Genomic DNA, 19,556 nt, shown 5'->3' with positions numbered 1-19,556 from the left:
GAGGAGGAATAGCATGCGGATTTTGCATACGGGTGATTGGCATTTGGGCCGCACGTTGGAAGGACGCAGCCGTTTGAAGGAGCAGGAGGCGTTTTTGGAAGAGTTGGCGAAAATGGCTGACGATCAGCAGGCTGATTTGATTATGATGGCTGGAGACGTATACGACTCAGTCAATCCTTCGGCCGCAGCCGAGCAATTGTTTTATGAAACGTCTGCCCGTCTCACGGCTGGAGGAAGACCACTAGTCGTCATTGCGGGCAATCATGATCAGCCGGAAAGGGTATCCTCGGTCACACCGCTGGTGAGCGGGCGTGGAATTACGTTGCTGGGACTGCCCCATGGGGAAGCGGTACGCGTTCGTACACCGCGAACGGGTGAAATGGCATGCATTGCAGCCTTGCCATATCCGTCCGAGTCTCGTCTGAACGAGCTATTGTCTGAAGACGGAGATGAAACAGTCTTGCGCGAGGCATACAGTCGCCGTGTGGGCTTGCTGATGTCACAACTGGGTACAGCATTTCGGCCTGACACCGTTAATTTGTCGATGAGCCATATTTATGTGCTCGGCGGGCTGGAGTCGGACTCGGAACGCCCGATTCAGGTCGGGGGGGCGTATACCGTAGATCCGTCTGCTTTGAGTATTGGGGCACAGTATACGGCTCTAGGACATTTGCATCGTCCCCAATATGTGAAGGGAGACGGGCTGATGCGTTACAGTGGCTCGCCGCTGGCTTATAGCTTTTCCGAAGCCGGACAAGCCAAATCGGTTACGTTAATTGACGTGGTTGCTGGCAAGCCTGCTCAGGTCGAGGAACTGTATATTACCAGTGGACGCCCATTAGTGAGGTGGCGCGCACGGGGAGGTCTGGAGGAAGTATATCGCTGGCTGGACGAAGGATTGGATGCCGATGCCTTTATTGATCTGGAAATTACGCTGGATGAAGCGATGTCGATGGGAGATATTCAGCGGCTGCGCAAAAGCCGTGAAGGCATCATTCATATTCGCCCAATGTATCCAGAAATGGCTGCCGCACAGCTGGAGCACCAACGATCAGAACTGCCAGTGCATGAGTTGTTCCGGGCATTCTATCAGCGGCAGACAGGTGGAGCACAGCCAGATGACGGATTAGTGCAGTTGTTTCTGGAACTGGTGGAACAGGATGATGCAAGAGACCACGCTGAGGAGGATGACGCATGAAACCAATCCTTCTAAAACTGGCGGGGTTGCAAAGCTACCGGGAGTCGCAGGAAATTCGCTTTGACGATTTGACCGAAACTGGACTGTTCGGGATATTTGGCCCAACGGGTAGTGGAAAATCAACGCTGCTGGATGCCATTACGTTGGCTATGTACGGTAAAGTGGAGCGGGCAGTGAATGGTACACAAGGCATTATGAATCATGCTGAGGATACATTGTCTGTTGCATTTACGTTTGAATTAATGTCAGCTCAAGGGCCTCGTCGTTACCGTGTAGAACGACGTTTCAAACGTGCTGGAGGCGTATCGGTTAATAATACGCTTAGCCGTTTTATTGCGTTAACAGAGGATGGCGAGGAAGTGCTTGCCGATAAGGTGCAGGATGTGACGCGCTGTGTGGAGGAGTATATCGGTCTGAAAATGGACGATTTTACACGAGCTGTCGTGTTGCCGCAGGGAAAGTTTGCGGAATTCTTGTCCTTAAAAGGCAGTGAACGCAGACAGATGCTACAGCGTTTGTTCCATCTGGAGAAGTACGGAGACCAACTTGCACAGAAGCTAAGCCGTCGTGTGAAAGATAACGATACCGCACTGAAAGCGTTAGAGGCGGAGCAGCAAGGGCTGGGGGATGCCAGTGCTGAAGCGCTTGAACATGTAGAGTTGCGTCTCAAAGAGGCGATTGCCAATGCAGAAGCTTCGCGTCGTGAGCTAGAGCGTGTCTCACGTGAATGGGAGGCGCTAAACAAAACCCGTGAGCTGGTTGTCGAGCTCAGCCAAAGATCGAACGAGCTGGGGCAGTTGGCAGCACAGGAGCCAGGCATTGCTTTGCTGGAGCACAAGCTTCGACAAGCATCTGCAGCCGAGGCATTGTTGCCTGCGCTGACGGATTGGAAGGAAGCCAGTGCTGAAGCGGAAAAACGGCAAAAGAGTGCCGAAGAAATGGAAGTCCTGGCCGCTACCGCGCAGGAGGCTGCGCTTGTGTCTGCGCAAGCAGATGAGCAGGCCCGGCAAGCACTCAGTGCCGAAGAACCGAAGCTATTGCTTCGGATCGACCAACTAGAGCAGGCACTTCAACTGGAGCGTGATACGGAAGCATTGCGTATTGAACGAGACCGTCTGGCGGCCGAGCTTGTGCAAAGCGAACAAACCCTTGCTGAACATGCAGAAGGACTCGCAAAGGAACAAGAGCTACAGACGCGAGGCTTGAAGCGACAGCAGGAGCTTCAACAAGAGCTAAAGCAAAATGAAGTGCGGGCAGATGAGCGGCGTATGCTGCAAGAGGCTGTGCAACGGTTGCAACAGCTGGAAATCGCGGATGAGCAATTGCGTGAAGCTGAACTGGAGTACACCGCTCAGGAGAAACGGCTTGCGCAAGCTGACGAACGTTTAAAGCTGACGGACCAGGAGACACAGGAGACAGAGGCACGACGTTCTGCCCTTGCTGCACAGGCAGCTGATGGCATTGAGGCATTGCTGACGTTGGAGGCAGAGATCACCGCCGATATGTCGTCACTGGCCTCCGAGGAAGAACAACTGCGCCACGAGCTCCGTGCCGAGGAGCTGGGGCGTCTCGCACAGCATCTCGCTGCCGAGTTGCGCGAAGGCGAGCCGTGCGCAGTGTGCGGCTCGCTGCATCATCCCGCGCCTGCCGTCGTCGCGGCGCATAGCGCGGATGCCGCTGCGCCAGATGAGCTGCACCGCCTGCGGCTTGGTTTGCAGGAGCTGCGCCTCACACTGCGCCAGCAGTTGCACGAGCAGCGCAGCTTGCTGGCGCAGCCCGCCACCGCAGACAGCGGCGCTGCCGCCACGGGCGAGCCTTTCACGCCTGTGGCAGCGCCAGCAGAGCCGCGCGGTATTGCCGCTTGGGTGGAACGCTGCACGGCGCTGGAGCGTGCTGCGGCAGAGCTAGCCGCACGTGCGCATGCGCTGCCTGCCGAGGCACAGGCGCTGCGCGAGGCAGACGCCGCCGGACAGCAGCGGCGCATCCGTGCTGCTGCCGAGCAGGAGGCAGCAGCTGCAGCGCTGACGCAGGCACGCAGCAAGCGCGAGGCATGCACCACGCGCAGCGAGGGGCTGCGCGCCGAATGGGCGGCGCAGCTGCCGGATGTCGCTCCGAGCGAAGCTGCGGAGCGTTACCGTGCCATGCAGGAGCGCGATGGGCGTGCGGAAGAGCTGCGGTCCCGGCTGGAGACGAGTGTGACCTTCCTCGAAGGAAAGGCGGCGCGTGTTCAACAGATACAGCAGAGTATCATCGAGGAGGACAAAATCATTATTGCCCGTCGTACAGGGCTCCAAAGCAAAGATGATTCGCTTCGTGAAAAGCTAGCACAGCTCCGAAAATGGGTTGGAGATGGCCAAGCGGCTTCATTGCTGGAAGAAGCGTCCTCGCGACTATTGGGGCTGAAAAACGGAGCCGAAGCCGCGGCACGCCGCCGTACCGAAGCGGAAGAACGCAAACAGCAAGCCGTCCATGCTTCACTGATTGCCCGGCAGGCCTCCGACTCGGCAGAAGAGAGACGGCTGATGGCAGAGTCCCGTTGGGGCAGCCGTCTGGAAGCCTCCTCTTTTGCTACGGAAGCAGAGGTCATGGAATGCTGCCTGGGACCGGAAGAAGCCGCACGCTATGAGCGTGAAGTGAGCTTGCATCGAGAACGGGAAAAAGAGCTGTCTTCCCGCTTAAAACATGTCGAAGAGCAGCTGAATGGAGCAACGGTAACAGAGGAACAGTGGGAAACGGCCACTGCACAGCTACGTGATTGCCGTGCACGCGACGAAGAGGCGCTTCAGAATCGCGCCAAGGCTGAGCGTGATTTAGAGGACTTGCAGCATCGGCACGTCCGCTGGATGAAGCTGGAGTCCAATCGTATACATTTGCGTAGCGAAGCGGAAAAAATGTCCAAGCTCCAGTCTGTTTTTCGCGGCAATGCCTTTGTTGAATATATTGCCGAGGAGCAGCTCATGCAGGTCAGTCAATCGGCTTCACGCCGCCTGCGTTTTCTGACCAAGCAGCGTTACGCGCTAGAGGTAGATTCCAGCGGTGGTTTTGTCATTAGTGACGATGCCAACGGTGGGGTCAAACGTCCAGTATCGACCTTGTCCGGTGGCGAAACGTTCTTGACCTCCTTGTCGCTTGCGCTTGCGCTGTCGGCTCAAATTCAATTGCGGGGCCAATACCCTCTGCAATTTTTCTTTCTGGATGAAGGCTTTGGAACGTTGGACCCTGAGCTGCTTGACACAGTGATCACCTCACTGGAAAAGCTGCACCACGATCAATTGTCTGTTGGTGTGATTAGTCATGTGCCTGAACTACGGGCCCGTCTGCCGCGCAAGCTAGTTGTTCTTCCAGCAGAGCAGGCTGGAGGCGGCTCACGTGTGGTTATGGAAACTTTTTGAAGTAATGTGATACAGGTCACAGATACAGTTTCAAACTATTGTTATAATACAGCCAAGCCGACAAGTTAATCATACAGCACCCCGGCGGACGTATGCTGCGGAAGAAATCTTCCCGTCATACGTCCGTTCAGAGGGGCTCTGCGAAGAGCTCCCGGGGTGCTTCTTTTTTTTGCAAGCCGGAATTCGCCCAATTTGATGTAGCAAATAGCCCGTTTTTGAATAACATACGGTATACATGCAAGAGCCTAGGAGGAAACAACCATGGAAAAAAGCATGACAACCGAAAAAGTTACAGCACCGGAACAGACGGATGCTAAAGCACTATGTCAAAAGCATATGCATCGTTATGTATGCGTATGGGTGAAGGACGGGACAATGTATGACGGCATTGTAGAGCATGTGGATGATGAAAAGATATACTTAGCCGTTCCTATGGGTGGAGACGAGATGGAGAATGTCAATGTTAATCTCCCATATCCGCCTAACAATTGTGGCTGCGGCTCCCGTGCTTATGGTGGCTATGCGTCTTATCCTCCGTATCCGCATCCGTACCCGTACCCGTATCCAGTACCCGCTTATGCATATGGGTTCCCATACGGACGCCGTCGCTTTAATCGTTTGATTCTGCCACTTGCAGCGTTGACAGCGATTAGCTTGCTGCCTTATTACTAATCCTAATTCCTTAGTCGCCAGATATAGTGAATTCTCTGCTCTCTCCCGCCTACAGTTCTTGTACAGTACAAGAACTGTAGGCGCATCCATACATCATCACCATGCAAGGCTGTTTCTTCCATTATGAAGAAACAGCCTCTTTTTCACGTAAACCATCCCAAATATGGTCCAATAATTAAAACTGTATCAGTACAGTTCAATGAAATGAGGTATCCTGTTTATCTATAAACCATGGTAACATCTAGCGTGTAAAGAAACATCAGACGGAATAGGCATGTAATGAAATGAGCATGTAATGAGTATGTAAAGAGCAGGTGGGAGGATATTGTGAAAAAATACGTTTCAATTTTATTGGATATAGAACTTAAAATTCGCGAGGGACAATATAAATCAGGTTACAAGCTGCCGTCGGTCCGTGAGGCTTCTGAATTATACAGGTGCAGCAAAAGCACGATTTTGCGGGCATACGCTGAACTTGAAAAGAAACACGCCATCTATTCCATACCGCAAAGTGGATACTATGTAGTGGAAAATTCGGGCGATTTACACCATAGCCATATGCAAGACTTCGTTGATTTTGCTTCGGCCTCCCCGGATTTAAATGTATTCCCTTATCTGGATTTCCAACATTGTTTGAATCAGGCTATTGACACCTACAAATATCATCTGTTCACTTATGGCGATTCGCAAGGACTGGAAACACTGCGTCATACGTTGGTTTCCCATTTAGCTGATACTCAGGTGTTTGCAAAAATGGATCGGATTATCGTTACTTCGGGTGTTCAGCAGGCATTGGAGATACTCGCTAAAATGCCGTTTCCCAATGGCAAAGAAAAGGTTTTGGTCGAGCAGCCAAGTTACGATATATATTTGCGTTTTCTGGAGGAAGAGAACATACCCGTCAGTACCATCGTCCGGACAGCGGAAGGTATGGATTTTCACGAATTGGAGAATCAATTTAAGAACGAGAGCATCAAGTTTTTTTATACCATGTCAAGATATCATAATCCATTAGGAGTCTCTTACAACACAGAGGAGCGAAAAGCGATAGCTGCCTTAGCCGCCAAATATGATGTGTACATCGTAGAAGATGACTATATGGCAGATTTGGGGGCCGATCATCTGTTTGATCCCATTTATGCATACGACCAGACGGACCATGTTATTTATTTGAAAAGCTTCTCGAAAATCATTTTCCCCGGCTTGCGATTAGGAGTTGCGGTATTGCCAGAAGCCCTATTGAAGACGTTTAATACCTATAAAAGATATGTCGACACATCTATTTTGTCTCAGGCGGCGCTTGATATTTATATTAAAAATGGAATGTATGAACGCCACAAGCACACGATATGCAAACTGTATTCGGAGCGCGTTCGTGCTCTTAACAAGGCTGTGGACCGATACAATCAGGCCGGATACGTTCAGACTTCAGCTGTAACCTCAGGAGTTTATATGCAGTTTAAACTGCCTCGGACGGTGAATTTGGAACGCTTGGTACAGTGTCTTTCCGCCAGGAACATCCAGGTTGTAGCTGGCAAAGGCTTTTATTTATCAGGCTATAGGGAACAAGAGAAGTTTTTGCGCATAAGTATTTCGCGCGCGCAGTTGGATCAAATTGATGCAGGGGTGAAAGCTATTATAGAGGAAGTTAGTAAGGGAAACTGGTATTAAGACCCTTTTTCCGTTATGATACATATAGAAACATAAGTATAACCAAACATGGCTGTATATGTTTCTATTCAGTGTGGGAAATACATAACTTTGAATGCCGAGAGCAAGGGCTGTTTATGCCTATTTACTTATGATCGGCTCACTGCCAAAGGAGGGTTTTGAATGGACGATCTGTTTTTGAAAATTGTGGATGGAACCATCCCCAGCAAAAAGGTGTTGGAAACCGACAATGTGCTCGCATTTCATGACATCCAGCCTGCGGCGCCAGTACACGTGCTCATTATTCCCAAAAAATATATTCCTTCGATGAACGCTGTGACGGAGGAGGATCTTCCTCTTATCGCGGAGATTCATCGTGTTGCGGTTGAGGTTGCGAAAAAGTTAGGAATCGCTGAGTCTGGCTATCGGTTGATTAACAACTGTGGCCCGGATAGTGGACAAGCGGTGGGGCATCTGCATTATCACTTACTGGGCGGCGCCAAATTGGGTGCCTTGACAGGTATTTCGGACTCACATTCTTAAAAAATGACAGAGCTTGTCTTTTCAGTAATACGGAAGTGAATGGAGAAAAATAGCCCTTTATGTATTCATTTTTTCTTATAGGTTGACACCTGGTTTCCGTTTCACCTATAATAAAATTTGATGAACCGTGTTATTGCTCTTGGACGGTCTGGTCGGAGGGAGGGAAAACTGGTGTCTGAAACTAAAGTTCGCAAAAACGAGACAATTGATGCTGCACTTCGTCGCTTTAAACGTTCCATTGCTAAGGATGGCGTATTGGCTGAGGTGAAGAAACGCAAGCATTATGAAAAGCCAAGCGTAAAGCGCAAGAAAAAGTCCGAGGCTGCTCGTAAGAGAAAGTTCTAGGAGGATCTAAGCAATCATGAATTTGAGCGAACGATTGAACGAAGATATGAAGCAAGCAATGAAGAGTAAGGACAAGTTCAAACTCTCCACCATTCGAATGGTTCGTTCTACGATTAAAAATCTTGAAATAGATTTGAAACGGGATTTGGACGACAACGAAGTGCTTGATATTCTGAGTCGTGAGATCAAACAGCGAAAAGATGCCCTCCATGAATTTGAAAAAGCCGGTCGTGATGAACTTGCGACAAGCACTAAAGCAGAAATAGAGATCATCGCTCAGTACCTTCCCGAACAACTTTCTGAGGAAGAAATTAAAGTTATTGTACAGCAGACCATCCAGGAAACCGGTGCTTCTTCGAAAGCCGAGATGGGGAAAGTAATGACGGCCTTGATGCCTAAGGTAAAAGGCCGCGCTGACGGTAAGCTCGTGAACCAAGCGGTTCAGCAATTTCTGCAATAAACCTGCGACAAACAGGAAAACACAACACCCTCTGTTTACAGAGGGTGTTATTTCTATATATGCGATGCCTACCATAGAATGTAATGATGAGAAGATCCTTATATGTAAGCGTTATCGTTAATTGTGTGAAACGTGATGTCCGTTGGGTGCGTAAAGTATCTGACAGCCGTCAGGATTAGCAATATACCCAATAATTTCACATTAAATCCTGAAAACTGTATAGTTTGTCTAACAAAGTTTGGTATGCTGTAACATAGAAAGATCGAAAGGGGGGAGAGAAATGCATAGAGAACATCACCACTCCAGTCGCAAATTGATCTTTTTAACGTTGTGGATTATGGTATCCGTTTTGCTGTTACCCTTAGTTCATTCCGAATCAGCGGCGGCCCAAACTAAAGGTGGAGCTGTGTTTGTTATACCAGTTGATCAGGAAATTGAGCAAGGTCTGGGCAAATTTATGGAACGTGGATTTGCAGAAGCAGCAGATTTCAAAGCAGGTCTGATTTTACTGGATATTAACACTCCCGGTGGACGGGTAGATACAGCGGAGAAGCTGGGCAAACTGATTAAAGACAGTCCAATTCCGACCGTAGCCTATATAAGGGGCGAAGCGGCCTCAGCGGGTAGCTATATTGCGTTGAGCGCAAACAAAATTGTTATGAAACCGGGGAGTATTATCGGAGCAGCAGCGTTAGTAGACGGCAGGGGGCAGGCTATCACAGATCCAAAAACGATAGCCTGGTGGAAGAGTAGCATGGCATCTGCCGCAGAAGCTGGCGGACGTAATCCGGATATTGCCAGAGGTATGGTCGACTCTAAAACGACCATATCTATTCCAGAGATGAACTTTAATAAGGAAAATGGTCAGATCATTTCTTTAACCAGTGAGGAAGCGCTGGAGTTGGGTTATGCGGATCACATCGCGTCTTCCGAACAAGAAGTTATCCAGTGGATGGGTTATAGCACGGATGATGTCATTCATGTGGAGCGAACATGGGCTGAAAAAGCAGCCGAGATATTGACCAACCCAATTGTGCAGACGTTGCTTTTATTTATCGGCATCGCGGGTGTCGTTATTGAGCTGCTCGTACCTGGTTTTGGGGTACCGGGAATTTTGGGCATACTCGGATTTGGGTTGTATTTTTTCGGCAATTATATCGCTGGTTTTGCAGGTTCGGAGACGTGGTTGTTGTTTATTATCGGTCTGGCTCTGCTTATCCTTGAAATGTTCATCCCAAGCTTTGGTATTTTGGGCATTTTGGGTTCAGTCAGTCTTGTCGCCGGAGTTGTTCGCGCAGCATACAACATGCAGCACGCGTTTATATCTTTGGGCATTGCCTTTGCAGCTGCGGTTGCCGTGGTGGCGATCATCGCGGTTGTATTCAAGGACCGAGGGATATGGAACCGTTTTATACTTAAAGAAAGTTTAACGGCTGACCAAGGTTTTTCTTCAGTTGTGAACCGGGAAATGCTATTAGGTCAAAGGGGTGTCAGTCTGACACCACTTCGTCCAGCCGGAACGGTGCTGATCGCTGATGAGCGAGTCGATGTTGTAACGAACGGCGAGTTTATTGCTACAGATATGCCGATTATAGTATCCAAAGTAGAAGGTGGGCGAATTGTGGTCAAGGCAGACACTAGCGTCTAAACAAGTAAACAACAAAGAATTAGATTAATGGAGGATGATGCGAGTGTTCGAATCGGGTATTGTCAGCGTTTTGCTGATTGCCGTTGTAGTGATTATTGTATTGAGCGTATTTTTCAGTTTCTTCCCGGTGATGCTGTGGATTTCAGCATTGGCTTCGGGTGTGCGCATTGGTATCATTACGCTGGTAGCTATGCGGTTACGGCGCGTCACGCCAAGCCGAATTGTCAATCCGCTCATTAAGGCAACCAAGGCGGGTCTGGGCTTGAACATCAACCAGCTGGAAAGCCATTTTCTCGCAGGAGGGAATGTAGACCGAGTGATCAATGCGTTGATTGCTGCGCAGCGAGCTAACATTCCGCTTGAGTTTGAACGTGCGGCAGCGATTGACCTTGCGGGACGGGATGTTCTGCAAGCGGTCCAAATGAGCGTTAATCCGCGTGTTATTGAGACACCTATTGTGGCTGCGGTCGCCAAGGATGGTATCGAAGTAAAGGTTAAAGCTCGTGTTACGGTGCGTGCCAACATTGATCGACTTGTTGGGGGTGCCGGAGAAGAAACGATTATTGCACGGGTCGGTGAAGGTATTGTTACAACCGTAGGTTCCAGTAACTCGCATAAGGACGTATTGGAGAATCCAGATTCAATTTCAAGAACTGTATTGTCCAAAGGTTTGGATGCCGGGACAGCATTTGAAATCTTGTCCATTGATATTGCGGACGTTGATGTAGGTAAAAATATCGGTGCTTTTCTGCAAACAGAGCAGGCGGAAGCCGACAAACGTATTGCGCAGGCAAAAGCGGAAGAGCGGCGTGCGATGGCTGTAGCGCAGGAGCAGGAAATGAAGGCGCGTGTTGTAGAAATGAGAGCACGCGTGGTGGAATCCGAATCCGAAGTGCCGCTGGCCATGGCTGAAGCGCTGCGCGGCGGGAAACTTGGCGTCATGGACTATATGAATTTGAAAAATATTGAGGCGGATACGCAAATGCGTGGCTCCTTAAGCAAACCGAATGAGAACTCGGGGAATGACAACAAGAACCGGGATTAATAACGGGACATAGCCGATGAATTACGGCAGCTAGGTGGTGAGTAATGAACTTTATCAGCTGGATCTTTGAACATTTGTACATCCTGATCGTGATTGGCTTTGCTTTGGTGTCCTTTTTGGGGAAAAGCATCCAAGGTACAGGGCGAAAATCACCGCCGCGAAAAGGTATGCCTACCTTTGGGGGTGATCATGGTTCTCGCGGGCCCTCGACGTCATCCAGACCCTTCACAACGGAACATGGGCAAGAGCAGCGTCAGCAGGATGTTGCTGGTGAGTTGCAACGTCAATTTCCTAATGAACGACGGGCGGTTATGGAAGCTCGTCGGATAGAAGAAGTGGGCGATCTGTCAGAAACGGAAGAACGGATGGACCGGGATTCATTAGATAACGGTTCGACTCTAGAGGATCGGATCCGTGCTATGGAAGAAGAACGCAGAATGGTTTTAGCCCGTCTCGATCGTATATCCAACGCGAGGGAGTCAGGGGAAATTACAGATGCGCCAGAGATAGCTTCGCAAGACCGTAATAGGGTGGATACGGCTGATCTGCGCAAAGGTGTGATTTGGTCAGAAATATTAGGTCCTCCGCGTTCCAAGCGCTACATGGGTGGAGGAAGACGTTAAAATGATAGTGGATCCGTCACGGCTTTGGCTGTGGCGGATCTTTTTTTGTGATGTTTTGGGAATACATAAGCATGCTCAGAATAAAAAGTGAATTACCGACAAATGCTCTAATTACCTGACAACGAATGTGATAATCCCTTGTGTGCTCTAGCTTTCTCACATTTGTTGTCATCTAAAATGGTGGCATTTTGTCTAATTTAGCGTCTCATTTATGAAAATATATTCGTGAAAAATGATCAAATGTAACAATATGAATGAGGCTTTCCGAAAGCAGTTTTCATTTTTTCTTTTTTATATATAATGTTCTCAATGATAGATACTTATGAAATTAACTCCATATTTAGCTAAAATTTGATTTAAATTGAGGTGATAAAACGAGGTTATAAAAATGAAAAATTAATTTTTAGGAGGATGGAATGGATGGGGAATAGCTTGTTCAGAAAGAAGAGCATTGATCAATTGATTGCTGCTACGCGGGGGGAAAAAGCACTCAAAAGGGAACTGGGTGCGTTTGATTTAACGATGCTTGGAATTGGAGCCATTATTGGAACAGGGATTTTTGTGTTGACAGGTACGGGAGCAGTTACAGCTGGTCCAGGCTTGGTTCTTTCTTTTGTGATTGCGGGACTCGCCTGTTTATTCGCAGCATTGGCTTATGCGGAGTTTGCATCCACCGTTCCAGTATCCGGTTCTGTTTACACTTTTACATATGCAACGATGGGGGAACTATTGGCCTTTATTATTGGATGGGATTTGATTTTGGAATACATGCTGGCAGCCAGCGCCGTTTCCGCAGGTTGGTCGGGTTACTTTGTATCATTTTTGAATGGAATTGGCCTTCACATTCCGCTTGAATTCACTGCTGCACCTGGGGCTTTAAAAGACCAAACGACTTATTTTAATCTCCCAGCTTTTTTAATTTTGATGGGTATCACGTTCTTACTTTATTTTGGGATAAAAGAATCAAAACGGATAAACAACATCATGGTAATCGTAAAAATTGTTGTTATTTTATTGTTTATCATCGTTGCTTTTAAATATGTGAAGCCAGATAACTGGACACCGTTTATACCGTTTGGGTTCAGTGGGGTGTTTGGAGCCGCAGCTCTTGTGTTTTTTGCTTTTATTGGTTTTGATGCTGTTTCATCAGCGGCTGAAGAAACCAAAAATCCCGCTCGTGATTTACCGCGAGGCATTATTTTCTCACTTGTTGTTTGTACATTTTTGTATGTCGTTGTTAGCGCGATTATGACTGGTATAGTACCGTTTATGCAATTTGAAGGTATCTCTCACCCTGTGTCATTGGTATTGCAGGTTGCAGGTCAGAATTGGGTTGCAGGTATTATAGATATAGGAGCTATCTTAGGAATGACAACGGTCATGCTGGTTATGCTCTATGGTCAAACTCGCATTATGTTTGCTATGTCACGTGACGGCTTAGTCCCCAAAGTATTATCCAAGGTTCATTCCAAATATAAAACGCCCTACATTAGCACGTTGTTTTTCGGTACTTTATCTGCATTAATGGGTGGGCTGATCCCGCTGGATGAGTTAGCTAGTTTGGTGAACATTGGAACCCTGTCAGCATTTATTCTGATTTCGATCGCCGTCATCGTTATGAGAAAAACACAACCTGATTTGCCAAGGGCCTTCCGATGTCCTGGAGTTCCGTATATTCCAATCCTGGCTATCGTTTCATGTGGGGTGCTCATTCTTAATTTGAATGGTCAGACATTTATTCGCTTTATTATTTGGCTTGTCATTGGTATGGCTATTTACTTCTTATACTCTAGAAAAAACTCTCTTTTGAATCGAGATACCGAGAAATAACCGTGTCATATAATGAAAATCAAAAAAGCCAACCTTGTTTTCGATATGAAAACGAGGTTGGCTTTTTTGGTTGTGAATTTTGAAAGAACCCATCTTTTGCCTCTGCAATATAGTAGCAGCTACGAATTGTAAGTTTAGCCTCATAAATGCGGGGACTGGATCATAAAATGTACAGAACAGATATCTGTGGCGCTGGTGTAATGGTGTTCACTGATAATAAGAATATATGATGAAAAGCCAGCAGCGTAGCTGCCATGAAACATCTATGGGTCCGAATGGCAATAACAGAAGATGAAAAAATAGCAGCGTGCTGTCATCAAAACAACTATGAGCCGTTGGATAACAGATGTTTTGATGACGGGAAAGGAGATTTCGCCGTATGAGCAGGATGAGCCGCAAACTGCGAAAGTGGGCCAGCGAGACGCTGGAACTTCCGCAGGACATTCTATTTGACTTGCCGCGGTTAACCCTCATCGGCAGCCGCCAGCTTTATGTGGAGAATCACCGGGGCGTGGTGGATTTTACGCCGGATCAGCTCGTACTTGCACTTGCGCAAGGCAGGCTGAGGGTGTCCGGCCATGATCTAGTCATTACGTCTATTCTGCCAGAGCAGGTAAGTGTGGAGGGACATATAACGGATATCCAAATGGAAGGAACGGAGGAAGGCTCGTGAAACATCCTGCTTTAGCAAAGCTGCATGGCACGGTTACCCTTGCTGTCAAGGGCGAAAGTGTGGAAGCTTTTATTAATTTACTCACCGATCAACATATACCTGTTTGGAACGTGCGGCCGATGGGTACTAGACATGCAGAAATGAACCTTCTGCTGCCGCACGTCTTCCTCCTACGCCCGCTTTTGAGAAGGACAGGCTGTAAAATGCATGTTCTGAAGCGGCAAGGGCTTCCCTTTACTGTTATACGACTTGCCAAACGTAAATTTTTTCTGGCTGGATTGGCTTTGTTCTGGATAGGTCTCCTGCTGATGTCTTCGCTTATCTGGGACATTGAAGTGAAGGGGAATGATAAGCTCTCAACGGAATCCGTTCTCAAAGCCGCCCGACAGGAGGGGTTGTATCCGTTTCAATGGAGCTTTCGTCTTTCCAGTCAAGACAAGCTTTCCCGTGCGCTCATGCAGAAGCTTCCAGAGGCATCCTGGATCGGTGTGGAAAAGCAGGGTACTTTGGTAACGATTCAGGTTGTTGAAGCTTCACAGCCTACCCCTGCGCCGCTCTACAGCCCACGTCATATCATCAGTAAGGCAGACGCGGTAGTCACTGAAATTTTTGCCGAGCAGGGTCGTCCTGTCGTGCATAAAAATACGCGTGTCAAAAAAGGAGCCATTCTCATCTCGGGAACGCTTGGAGATGAGGAGAATCAGCAGCAGGTCGTAGCCAAAGGAGAGGTTAAGGGTCTTGTATGGCATGAATACGAAATTAGCAGTCCCACGGTGCAACGCAGCAGCACGTATACAGGTACAAGTCACGACCGCTTGTATCTGGTGTTAGGCAACCGTGCGATACAATTGTGGGGATATGGGAAAATACCTTATTCTACACATAAAACAACTGTTGAACATGATCCGCTAACATGGCGTTCCTACAAACTTCCAATGGGTTGGATGACCGAAAGTGTGAGGGAGACAAAGATACAAGAGCAGAAGCTTACGGAAGCCGAAGCGAAAATGTCAGGAATAGAAGGCGCGCGAGCTGATATTTTAGCTAAATACGGCAAAGGAACGAAAATAATGAGCCAAAAAATTTTGCATGAGAAGAGAGAGAATGGTAAAGTTTATATGAAAGTGCTTTTTGAAGTGGAGCAGGATATTGCGGAAGAACTTCCGTTAGTTCATAACCAAGGAGAATGAGGCTATTTGGCAGAACAACAACGCAGCATACAAATTGCATTGAACAATGCGGGAGAAGGACAGGCGTTATTTGGCCCGCAGGATTCCTTTTTAAAATTAATCGAAGCCGCTATTCCAGCAAAAATAGCATCTCGTGAGGCAGAAGTTAATGTTTTTGGTAATGCAAACGAGGTGGAAGTGCTCGAACAATTGTTCGATGTATTACTCCAGTTAATTCGCAATGGGTATATACTGACCGAAAGGGATGTCCATTATGCGATTGAATTGGCCAAAGATTTGCGCGCTGATCAGCTGCTCGATTTGTTCAAGGGTGAAATTACGACGACGTTTCGGGGTAAACCGATTCGCGTCAAAACGATTGGACAAAAGCACTATGTAACCACGATTAAGAAACGCGATATTGTATTTGGAATTGGCCCGGCGGGTACTGGTAAAACCTATCTGGCTGTAGTGCTGGCCGTAGCTGCCCTGAAGGAAGGTTCAGTCAAGCGCATTGTACTGACTCGCCCTGCGGTGGAAGCAGGTGAAAATTTAGGTTTTTTACCAGGGGATTTACAGGAAAAGGTTGATCCGTATTTACGTCCATTGTATGATGCCCTATACGATGTGATGGGCCCAGAGCAGACAGCAAAGGCACTGGAGCGCGGGTTAATAGAAATTGCACCTTTGGCTTATATGCGGGGACGTACGCTGGATGATTCATTTATTATTTTGGACGAAGCGCAAAACACCACACCCGAGCAAATGAAAATGTTTTTGACTCGACTTGGCTTCGGCTCCAAAATGGTTATTACCGGCGATGTCACGCAAATTGATTTGCCTCGTGGCAAAAAATCCGGTCTGATTGAAGCGAATGCGATTTTACAAGGGATTGAGGAAATAGGCTTTGTCCAGTTTGCAGAAGAGGATGTTGTCCGTCATTCCCTCGTTCAAAAAATCATTGTTGCTTATGACCGTGTTGCCGAAAATCATGGATAGCCATTCAATCACGAGTATGGTGTGTACGATCAGAAAAAGTATAAAATGAGCAGTGTAGCTGCCTTGAAAAAGATGATGGAGAGGGATTGTTTTAGATGACCTCGAAGGAATTATCTAAAGGGAAAACGTTCCAGCATAGAATAAATGGATGGAAGTATAGCGTGGCGACACGCTATCTTCTGTTTTTATTTTTGGTGGTTCTTTTTTATGTAGGCTTTGCGTCCAAGCTGCTTCCCGAGCGTTATGATATTCGGGTAAATCAACCGAGTGAAAAGGAAATTGTCGCCCCGATGCAGCTTCCTAACAGTAAGGCGACTTTGAAGGCTCAAGAGGAATCAGCTGAACGTGTGCAGCCCATGTATACCATTGTGCCCGTTCGCAACGATAACCTGATTACTGGTATTTTGGATCGAATTGAACGGCTCAATCAGGATGATCAGGTTTCCAGAGCAGATAAGATTTCGATTTATAAGGATGAGATTCCGCAACGTGCACGGGAATTTGTGCAAAATTTTGTGAATAACAGCCGTAATGCGGATGCCTACCCAGATAAGCTGCTGGATGAAGTGCTGGAAAAAACGAAAGAGCAAACGTACCGAATTCCAGAGGAGACATTCATTAAAATTCCGCGCCTTACATCTGAGGATATTGCTGAAATGCGGCCTGTTGCCCGTGAGATTGTGACAGGGTTGATGAATGATCAAATTACGGATGCTCAGACAGCCCGAGCAAAAGTAGCTGAGCGGGTTAGTACAAGCTCGCTTACTAAGCGTACTTCACGGGAGGTTGTTCAGGAACTTGCAAGGCTTGTGATTACCGCCAACAAGTTTTATGATGATACAGCTACGAAGGACGCCAAGGTACAGGCTCGTGAAGATACACCGACAGTTTACATTAAACAGGGTGAAGTACTCGTCAAGAAGGGTGAGATTATTACCCAGGAAATCTATACACTGCTTGATGAAAATGAATTGCTCAAGGATAAAATCAATTATTGGCCACAATTTGGGCTGCTGATGTTGTCTATGATGCTGGCATTGGGCCTGTTTATGTATATTCGTCAATTCCAATCACGAACACGAAACTTCAAGTATAATAATGCGCAGTTGCTCATGCTAGTATTAATCTTTGTGATAACAGTTGGAGCAATGATGTTAATTTCTATACTGCAGAACAGTGAACGTTCCTATCTCGGCTATCTGGCGCCTATCGCGCTTGGAGCTATGCTCGTAACGCTGTTGCTTGATATGTCGTTGGCTTTTGTATGTGCCGTTATATTCAGTATATTGGCAAGTGTTATTTTGAATGTCCGTCAGGGACAAATTTTTGACTTTAATTTTGGTTTTTTTGCTATTGTGGTCTGTCTGGCAGCGATTTTCTCTACCCATCGAGCCAGCCAGCGTTCAACACTGTTCAAAGGGGCGATTATGGTATGCCTGTTCGGTGCCCTGTCTGTTTTTTCTCTGGCACTGATTGACCAAGGGAATTGGACTCAAACGACGACGCTCTATGGGGTAGCTTTTGCTTTTGCAGGCGGTCTGATAACAGCAATACTTGTTATTGGGCTAATGCCATTTTTTGAGTCTACTTTTGGTATCTTGTCGGCACTGAAGCTTGTTGAGCTGTCGAATCCCAACCATCCATTGCTCCGCAAGCTGCTTACGGAGACACCGGGAACGTATCATCATAGTGTAATGGTGGGTAATCTGTCAGAGGCCGCAGCGGAGGCTATAGGAGCAAACGGCTTGTTGTGCCGGGTTGGTTCGTATTATCATGATATTGGTAAAACCAAGAGGCCTTCGTACTTCATTGAAAATCAAAATGGGTTGGAAAATCCACATGATTCAATAGAGCCCAAGCTTAGCAAATCCATCATTATCGCCCATGCTCGTGACGGCGTGGAAATGCAATTGGATTACAAGCTACCCAAGCCAATTCGCGATATTGCCGAGCAGCACCACGGAACGACATTCTTACACTATTTTTATCACAAGGCGTTGCGTGAGGCTGAAGAGCGGGGGGTGGAGCCTGACTTCACGGAGGATGATTTCCGTTATCCGGGACCGAAGGCTCAGTCTAAAGAGTCTGCTGTGGTGGGAATTGCTGATAGTGTGGAGGCAGCAGTTCGTTCCTTACGGAAGCCGACGGTGGAACAGATTGAATCCATGATTGAGAAAATTATTAAGAGCCGTCTTGATGATCACCAATTTAACGACTGCGAGCTGACCATGCGGGAGCTTGATATCGTGGCTCAAACCCTCAAGGAAACAGTAATGGGGATTTTCCATTCCCGTATTGAGTATCCAGAGGAAAGGCCCAAGTCTGAAAACGGAAAAGCTTAATATAACTTGTGCATGAAGCACGGGTAGAGCACTAGAATTAAAAGGAGCGGTTGGCATGGGCCTTCAATTAGCTTGGAATAATGAACAAAACGATATGGTAATTAACGAATCTTTAATTACGCTGCTGAACACCTTATTAGAGGAGGCAGGCAGAGTGGAAGGAGTCACAGACGGTGAGGTAGCCCTTACCTTCGTTAATGATGAGCAAATTCATGAGTTGAACAGGGACTATCGGGGAATTGATCGTCCCACCGATGTGTTGTCTTTTGCTATGAAGGAGACACTGGATGAAGAGCTTGAAATTATTTACGAACCGAATGAAGAAAATTCATTGAATGATGTACCGGATGTTCTGGGGGATATTATAATCTCTGTACAGACAGCGCAAGCTCAGAGCGAAGAATACGGACATTCCATTGAGCGTGAAATCGGTTTTTTGTTTGTTCACGGCTTTCTGCATCTGTTAGGCTATGATCATCAGGATGATGTGAGTGAAGCTGAAATGATGGGCAAACAGGAAGCTGTACTGGCTCAAGCGGGGTTGACAAGGTAATGAGACGTCAGCCTTGGAGAATGACCTTTCGCTATGCGGCAGAAGGCGTGATGTATGCTCTGCGTACGCAAGTAAATATGCGGATACATGTGGCCGTGGCGCTCCTTGTCATTGTAGCAGGCTTAACTCTGCACATCTCCCGGCTCGACTGGTTCTTCGTCTGCGTGGCTATCGCTATAGTCATTGTAGCCGAACTGTTCAACACCGCTGTTGAAGCAGCGGTGGATCTCATCTCACCTGATATTCATCCGCTGGCCAAAGCGGCTAAAGACACCGCCGCCGGAGCCGTGCTCCTGGCAGCGGTTTTTGCTGTAATTATTGGTATATTTGTGTTTTATAGGCCTATGTTGACGTTAATTAGTTCGCTGTTTTAATGGAAAAACCAAAATAAAATAGGTGCTTAATCGCGCTGGA

17 protein-coding genes are annotated in these 19,556 nt (G+C 47.5%); all 17 read left to right on the top strand.

Going from position 1 to position 19,556, the window contains the following annotated elements; translation table 11 throughout:
* Positions 1 to 13: 13 nt before the first annotated feature.
* Complete coding sequence (locus MHI21_RS17175; protein ID WP_165178415.1) at positions 14 to 1,198, top strand: exonuclease SbcCD subunit D; 1,185 nt, start codon at positions 14 to 16, stop codon at positions 1,196 to 1,198.
* Complete coding sequence (locus tag MHI21_RS17170) at positions 1,195 to 4,590, top strand: SMC family ATPase (RefSeq protein ID WP_342418575.1); 3,396 nt, start codon at positions 1,195 to 1,197, stop codon at positions 4,588 to 4,590. The genes MHI21_RS17175 and MHI21_RS17170 overlap by 4 nt, the downstream gene beginning before the upstream one ends.
* Positions 4,591 to 4,851: 261 nt before the next feature.
* Positions 4,852 to 5,262 (top strand): hypothetical protein, encoded by a 411-nt coding sequence (locus MHI21_RS17165; RefSeq protein ID WP_342418574.1) that lies wholly within the window; start codon positions 4,852 to 4,854, stop codon positions 5,260 to 5,262.
* Positions 5,263 to 5,589: 327 nt separating this feature from the next.
* Positions 5,590 to 6,933 (top strand): PLP-dependent aminotransferase family protein, encoded by a 1,344-nt coding sequence (locus tag MHI21_RS17160; RefSeq protein ID WP_342418573.1) that lies wholly within the window; start codon positions 5,590 to 5,592, stop codon positions 6,931 to 6,933.
* Positions 6,934 to 7,095: 162 nt separating this feature from the next.
* On the top strand, positions 7,096 to 7,455 hold the full coding sequence (locus MHI21_RS17155) for a histidine triad nucleotide-binding protein (RefSeq protein ID WP_025722131.1): 360 nt from the start codon (positions 7,096 to 7,098) through the stop codon (positions 7,453 to 7,455).
* A gap of 171 nt (positions 7,456 to 7,626) precedes the next feature.
* Complete coding sequence (gene rpsU / locus MHI21_RS17150; protein WP_005547957.1) at positions 7,627 to 7,800, top strand: 30S ribosomal protein S21; 174 nt, start codon at positions 7,627 to 7,629, stop codon at positions 7,798 to 7,800.
* 16 nt (positions 7,801 to 7,816) lie between these two features.
* Positions 7,817 to 8,260 carry a GatB/YqeY domain-containing protein gene (locus MHI21_RS17145; protein WP_013311146.1) on the top strand — a complete coding sequence of 148 codons (444 nt, stop codon included), beginning with the start codon at positions 7,817 to 7,819 and terminating at the stop codon, positions 8,258 to 8,260.
* 280 nt (positions 8,261 to 8,540) lie between these two features.
* Positions 8,541 to 9,908 (top strand): NfeD family protein, encoded by a 1,368-nt coding sequence (locus MHI21_RS17140; protein ID WP_342418572.1) that lies wholly within the window; start codon positions 8,541 to 8,543, stop codon positions 9,906 to 9,908.
* A gap of 43 nt (positions 9,909 to 9,951) precedes the next feature.
* Positions 9,952 to 10,953: a flotillin-like protein FloA gene (gene floA / locus MHI21_RS17135; RefSeq protein ID WP_285061061.1), complete on the top strand. Its 1,002-nt coding sequence runs from the start codon at positions 9,952 to 9,954 to the stop codon at positions 10,951 to 10,953.
* A gap of 44 nt (positions 10,954 to 10,997) precedes the next feature.
* Positions 10,998 to 11,576, top strand: a complete 579-nt coding sequence (locus tag MHI21_RS17130; RefSeq protein ID WP_341163607.1) for a hypothetical protein — start codon at positions 10,998 to 11,000, stop codon at positions 11,574 to 11,576.
* Positions 11,577 to 11,996: 420 nt separating this feature from the next.
* Positions 11,997 to 13,406, top strand: a complete 1,410-nt coding sequence (locus MHI21_RS17125) for an amino acid permease (protein WP_165178409.1) — start codon at positions 11,997 to 11,999, stop codon at positions 13,404 to 13,406.
* A 379-nt stretch (positions 13,407 to 13,785) separates the two neighbouring features.
* Positions 13,786 to 14,079: a sporulation protein YqfC gene (yqfC, locus tag MHI21_RS17120; RefSeq protein WP_029517796.1), complete on the top strand. Its 294-nt coding sequence runs from the start codon at positions 13,786 to 13,788 to the stop codon at positions 14,077 to 14,079.
* Entirely contained in the window at positions 14,076 to 15,269 is a 1,194-nt protein-coding gene (yqfD, locus tag MHI21_RS17115) for a sporulation protein YqfD (protein ID WP_103049614.1), read from the top strand. The genes yqfC and yqfD overlap by 4 nt, the downstream gene beginning before the upstream one ends.
* A gap of 6 nt (positions 15,270 to 15,275) precedes the next feature.
* Positions 15,276 to 16,247, top strand: a complete 972-nt coding sequence (locus MHI21_RS17110; protein WP_165178407.1) for a PhoH family protein — start codon at positions 15,276 to 15,278, stop codon at positions 16,245 to 16,247.
* A gap of 95 nt (positions 16,248 to 16,342) precedes the next feature.
* Positions 16,343 to 18,589, top strand: a complete 2,247-nt coding sequence (locus MHI21_RS17105) for an HDIG domain-containing metalloprotein (RefSeq protein ID WP_165178406.1) — start codon at positions 16,343 to 16,345, stop codon at positions 18,587 to 18,589.
* 55 nt (positions 18,590 to 18,644) lie between these two features.
* Positions 18,645 to 19,142, top strand: a complete 498-nt coding sequence (ybeY, locus tag MHI21_RS17100) for an rRNA maturation RNase YbeY (protein ID WP_025722123.1) — start codon at positions 18,645 to 18,647, stop codon at positions 19,140 to 19,142.
* Entirely contained in the window at positions 19,142 to 19,516 is a 375-nt protein-coding gene (locus MHI21_RS17095) for a diacylglycerol kinase family protein (protein WP_342418571.1), read from the top strand. The genes ybeY and MHI21_RS17095 overlap by 1 nt, the downstream gene beginning before the upstream one ends.
* The last annotated feature ends 40 nt before the right edge of the window (positions 19,517 to 19,556 follow it).

The sequence above is a fragment of the Paenibacillus sp. FSL H8-0168 genome (assembly GCF_038592955.1).
GTDB classification, from domain to species: Bacteria; Bacillota; Bacilli; order Paenibacillales; family Paenibacillaceae; genus Paenibacillus; species Paenibacillus polymyxa_B.
Note: the sequence above shows the minus strand (reverse complement) of the source record. Positions and strands in the feature narration are given on the sequence as shown.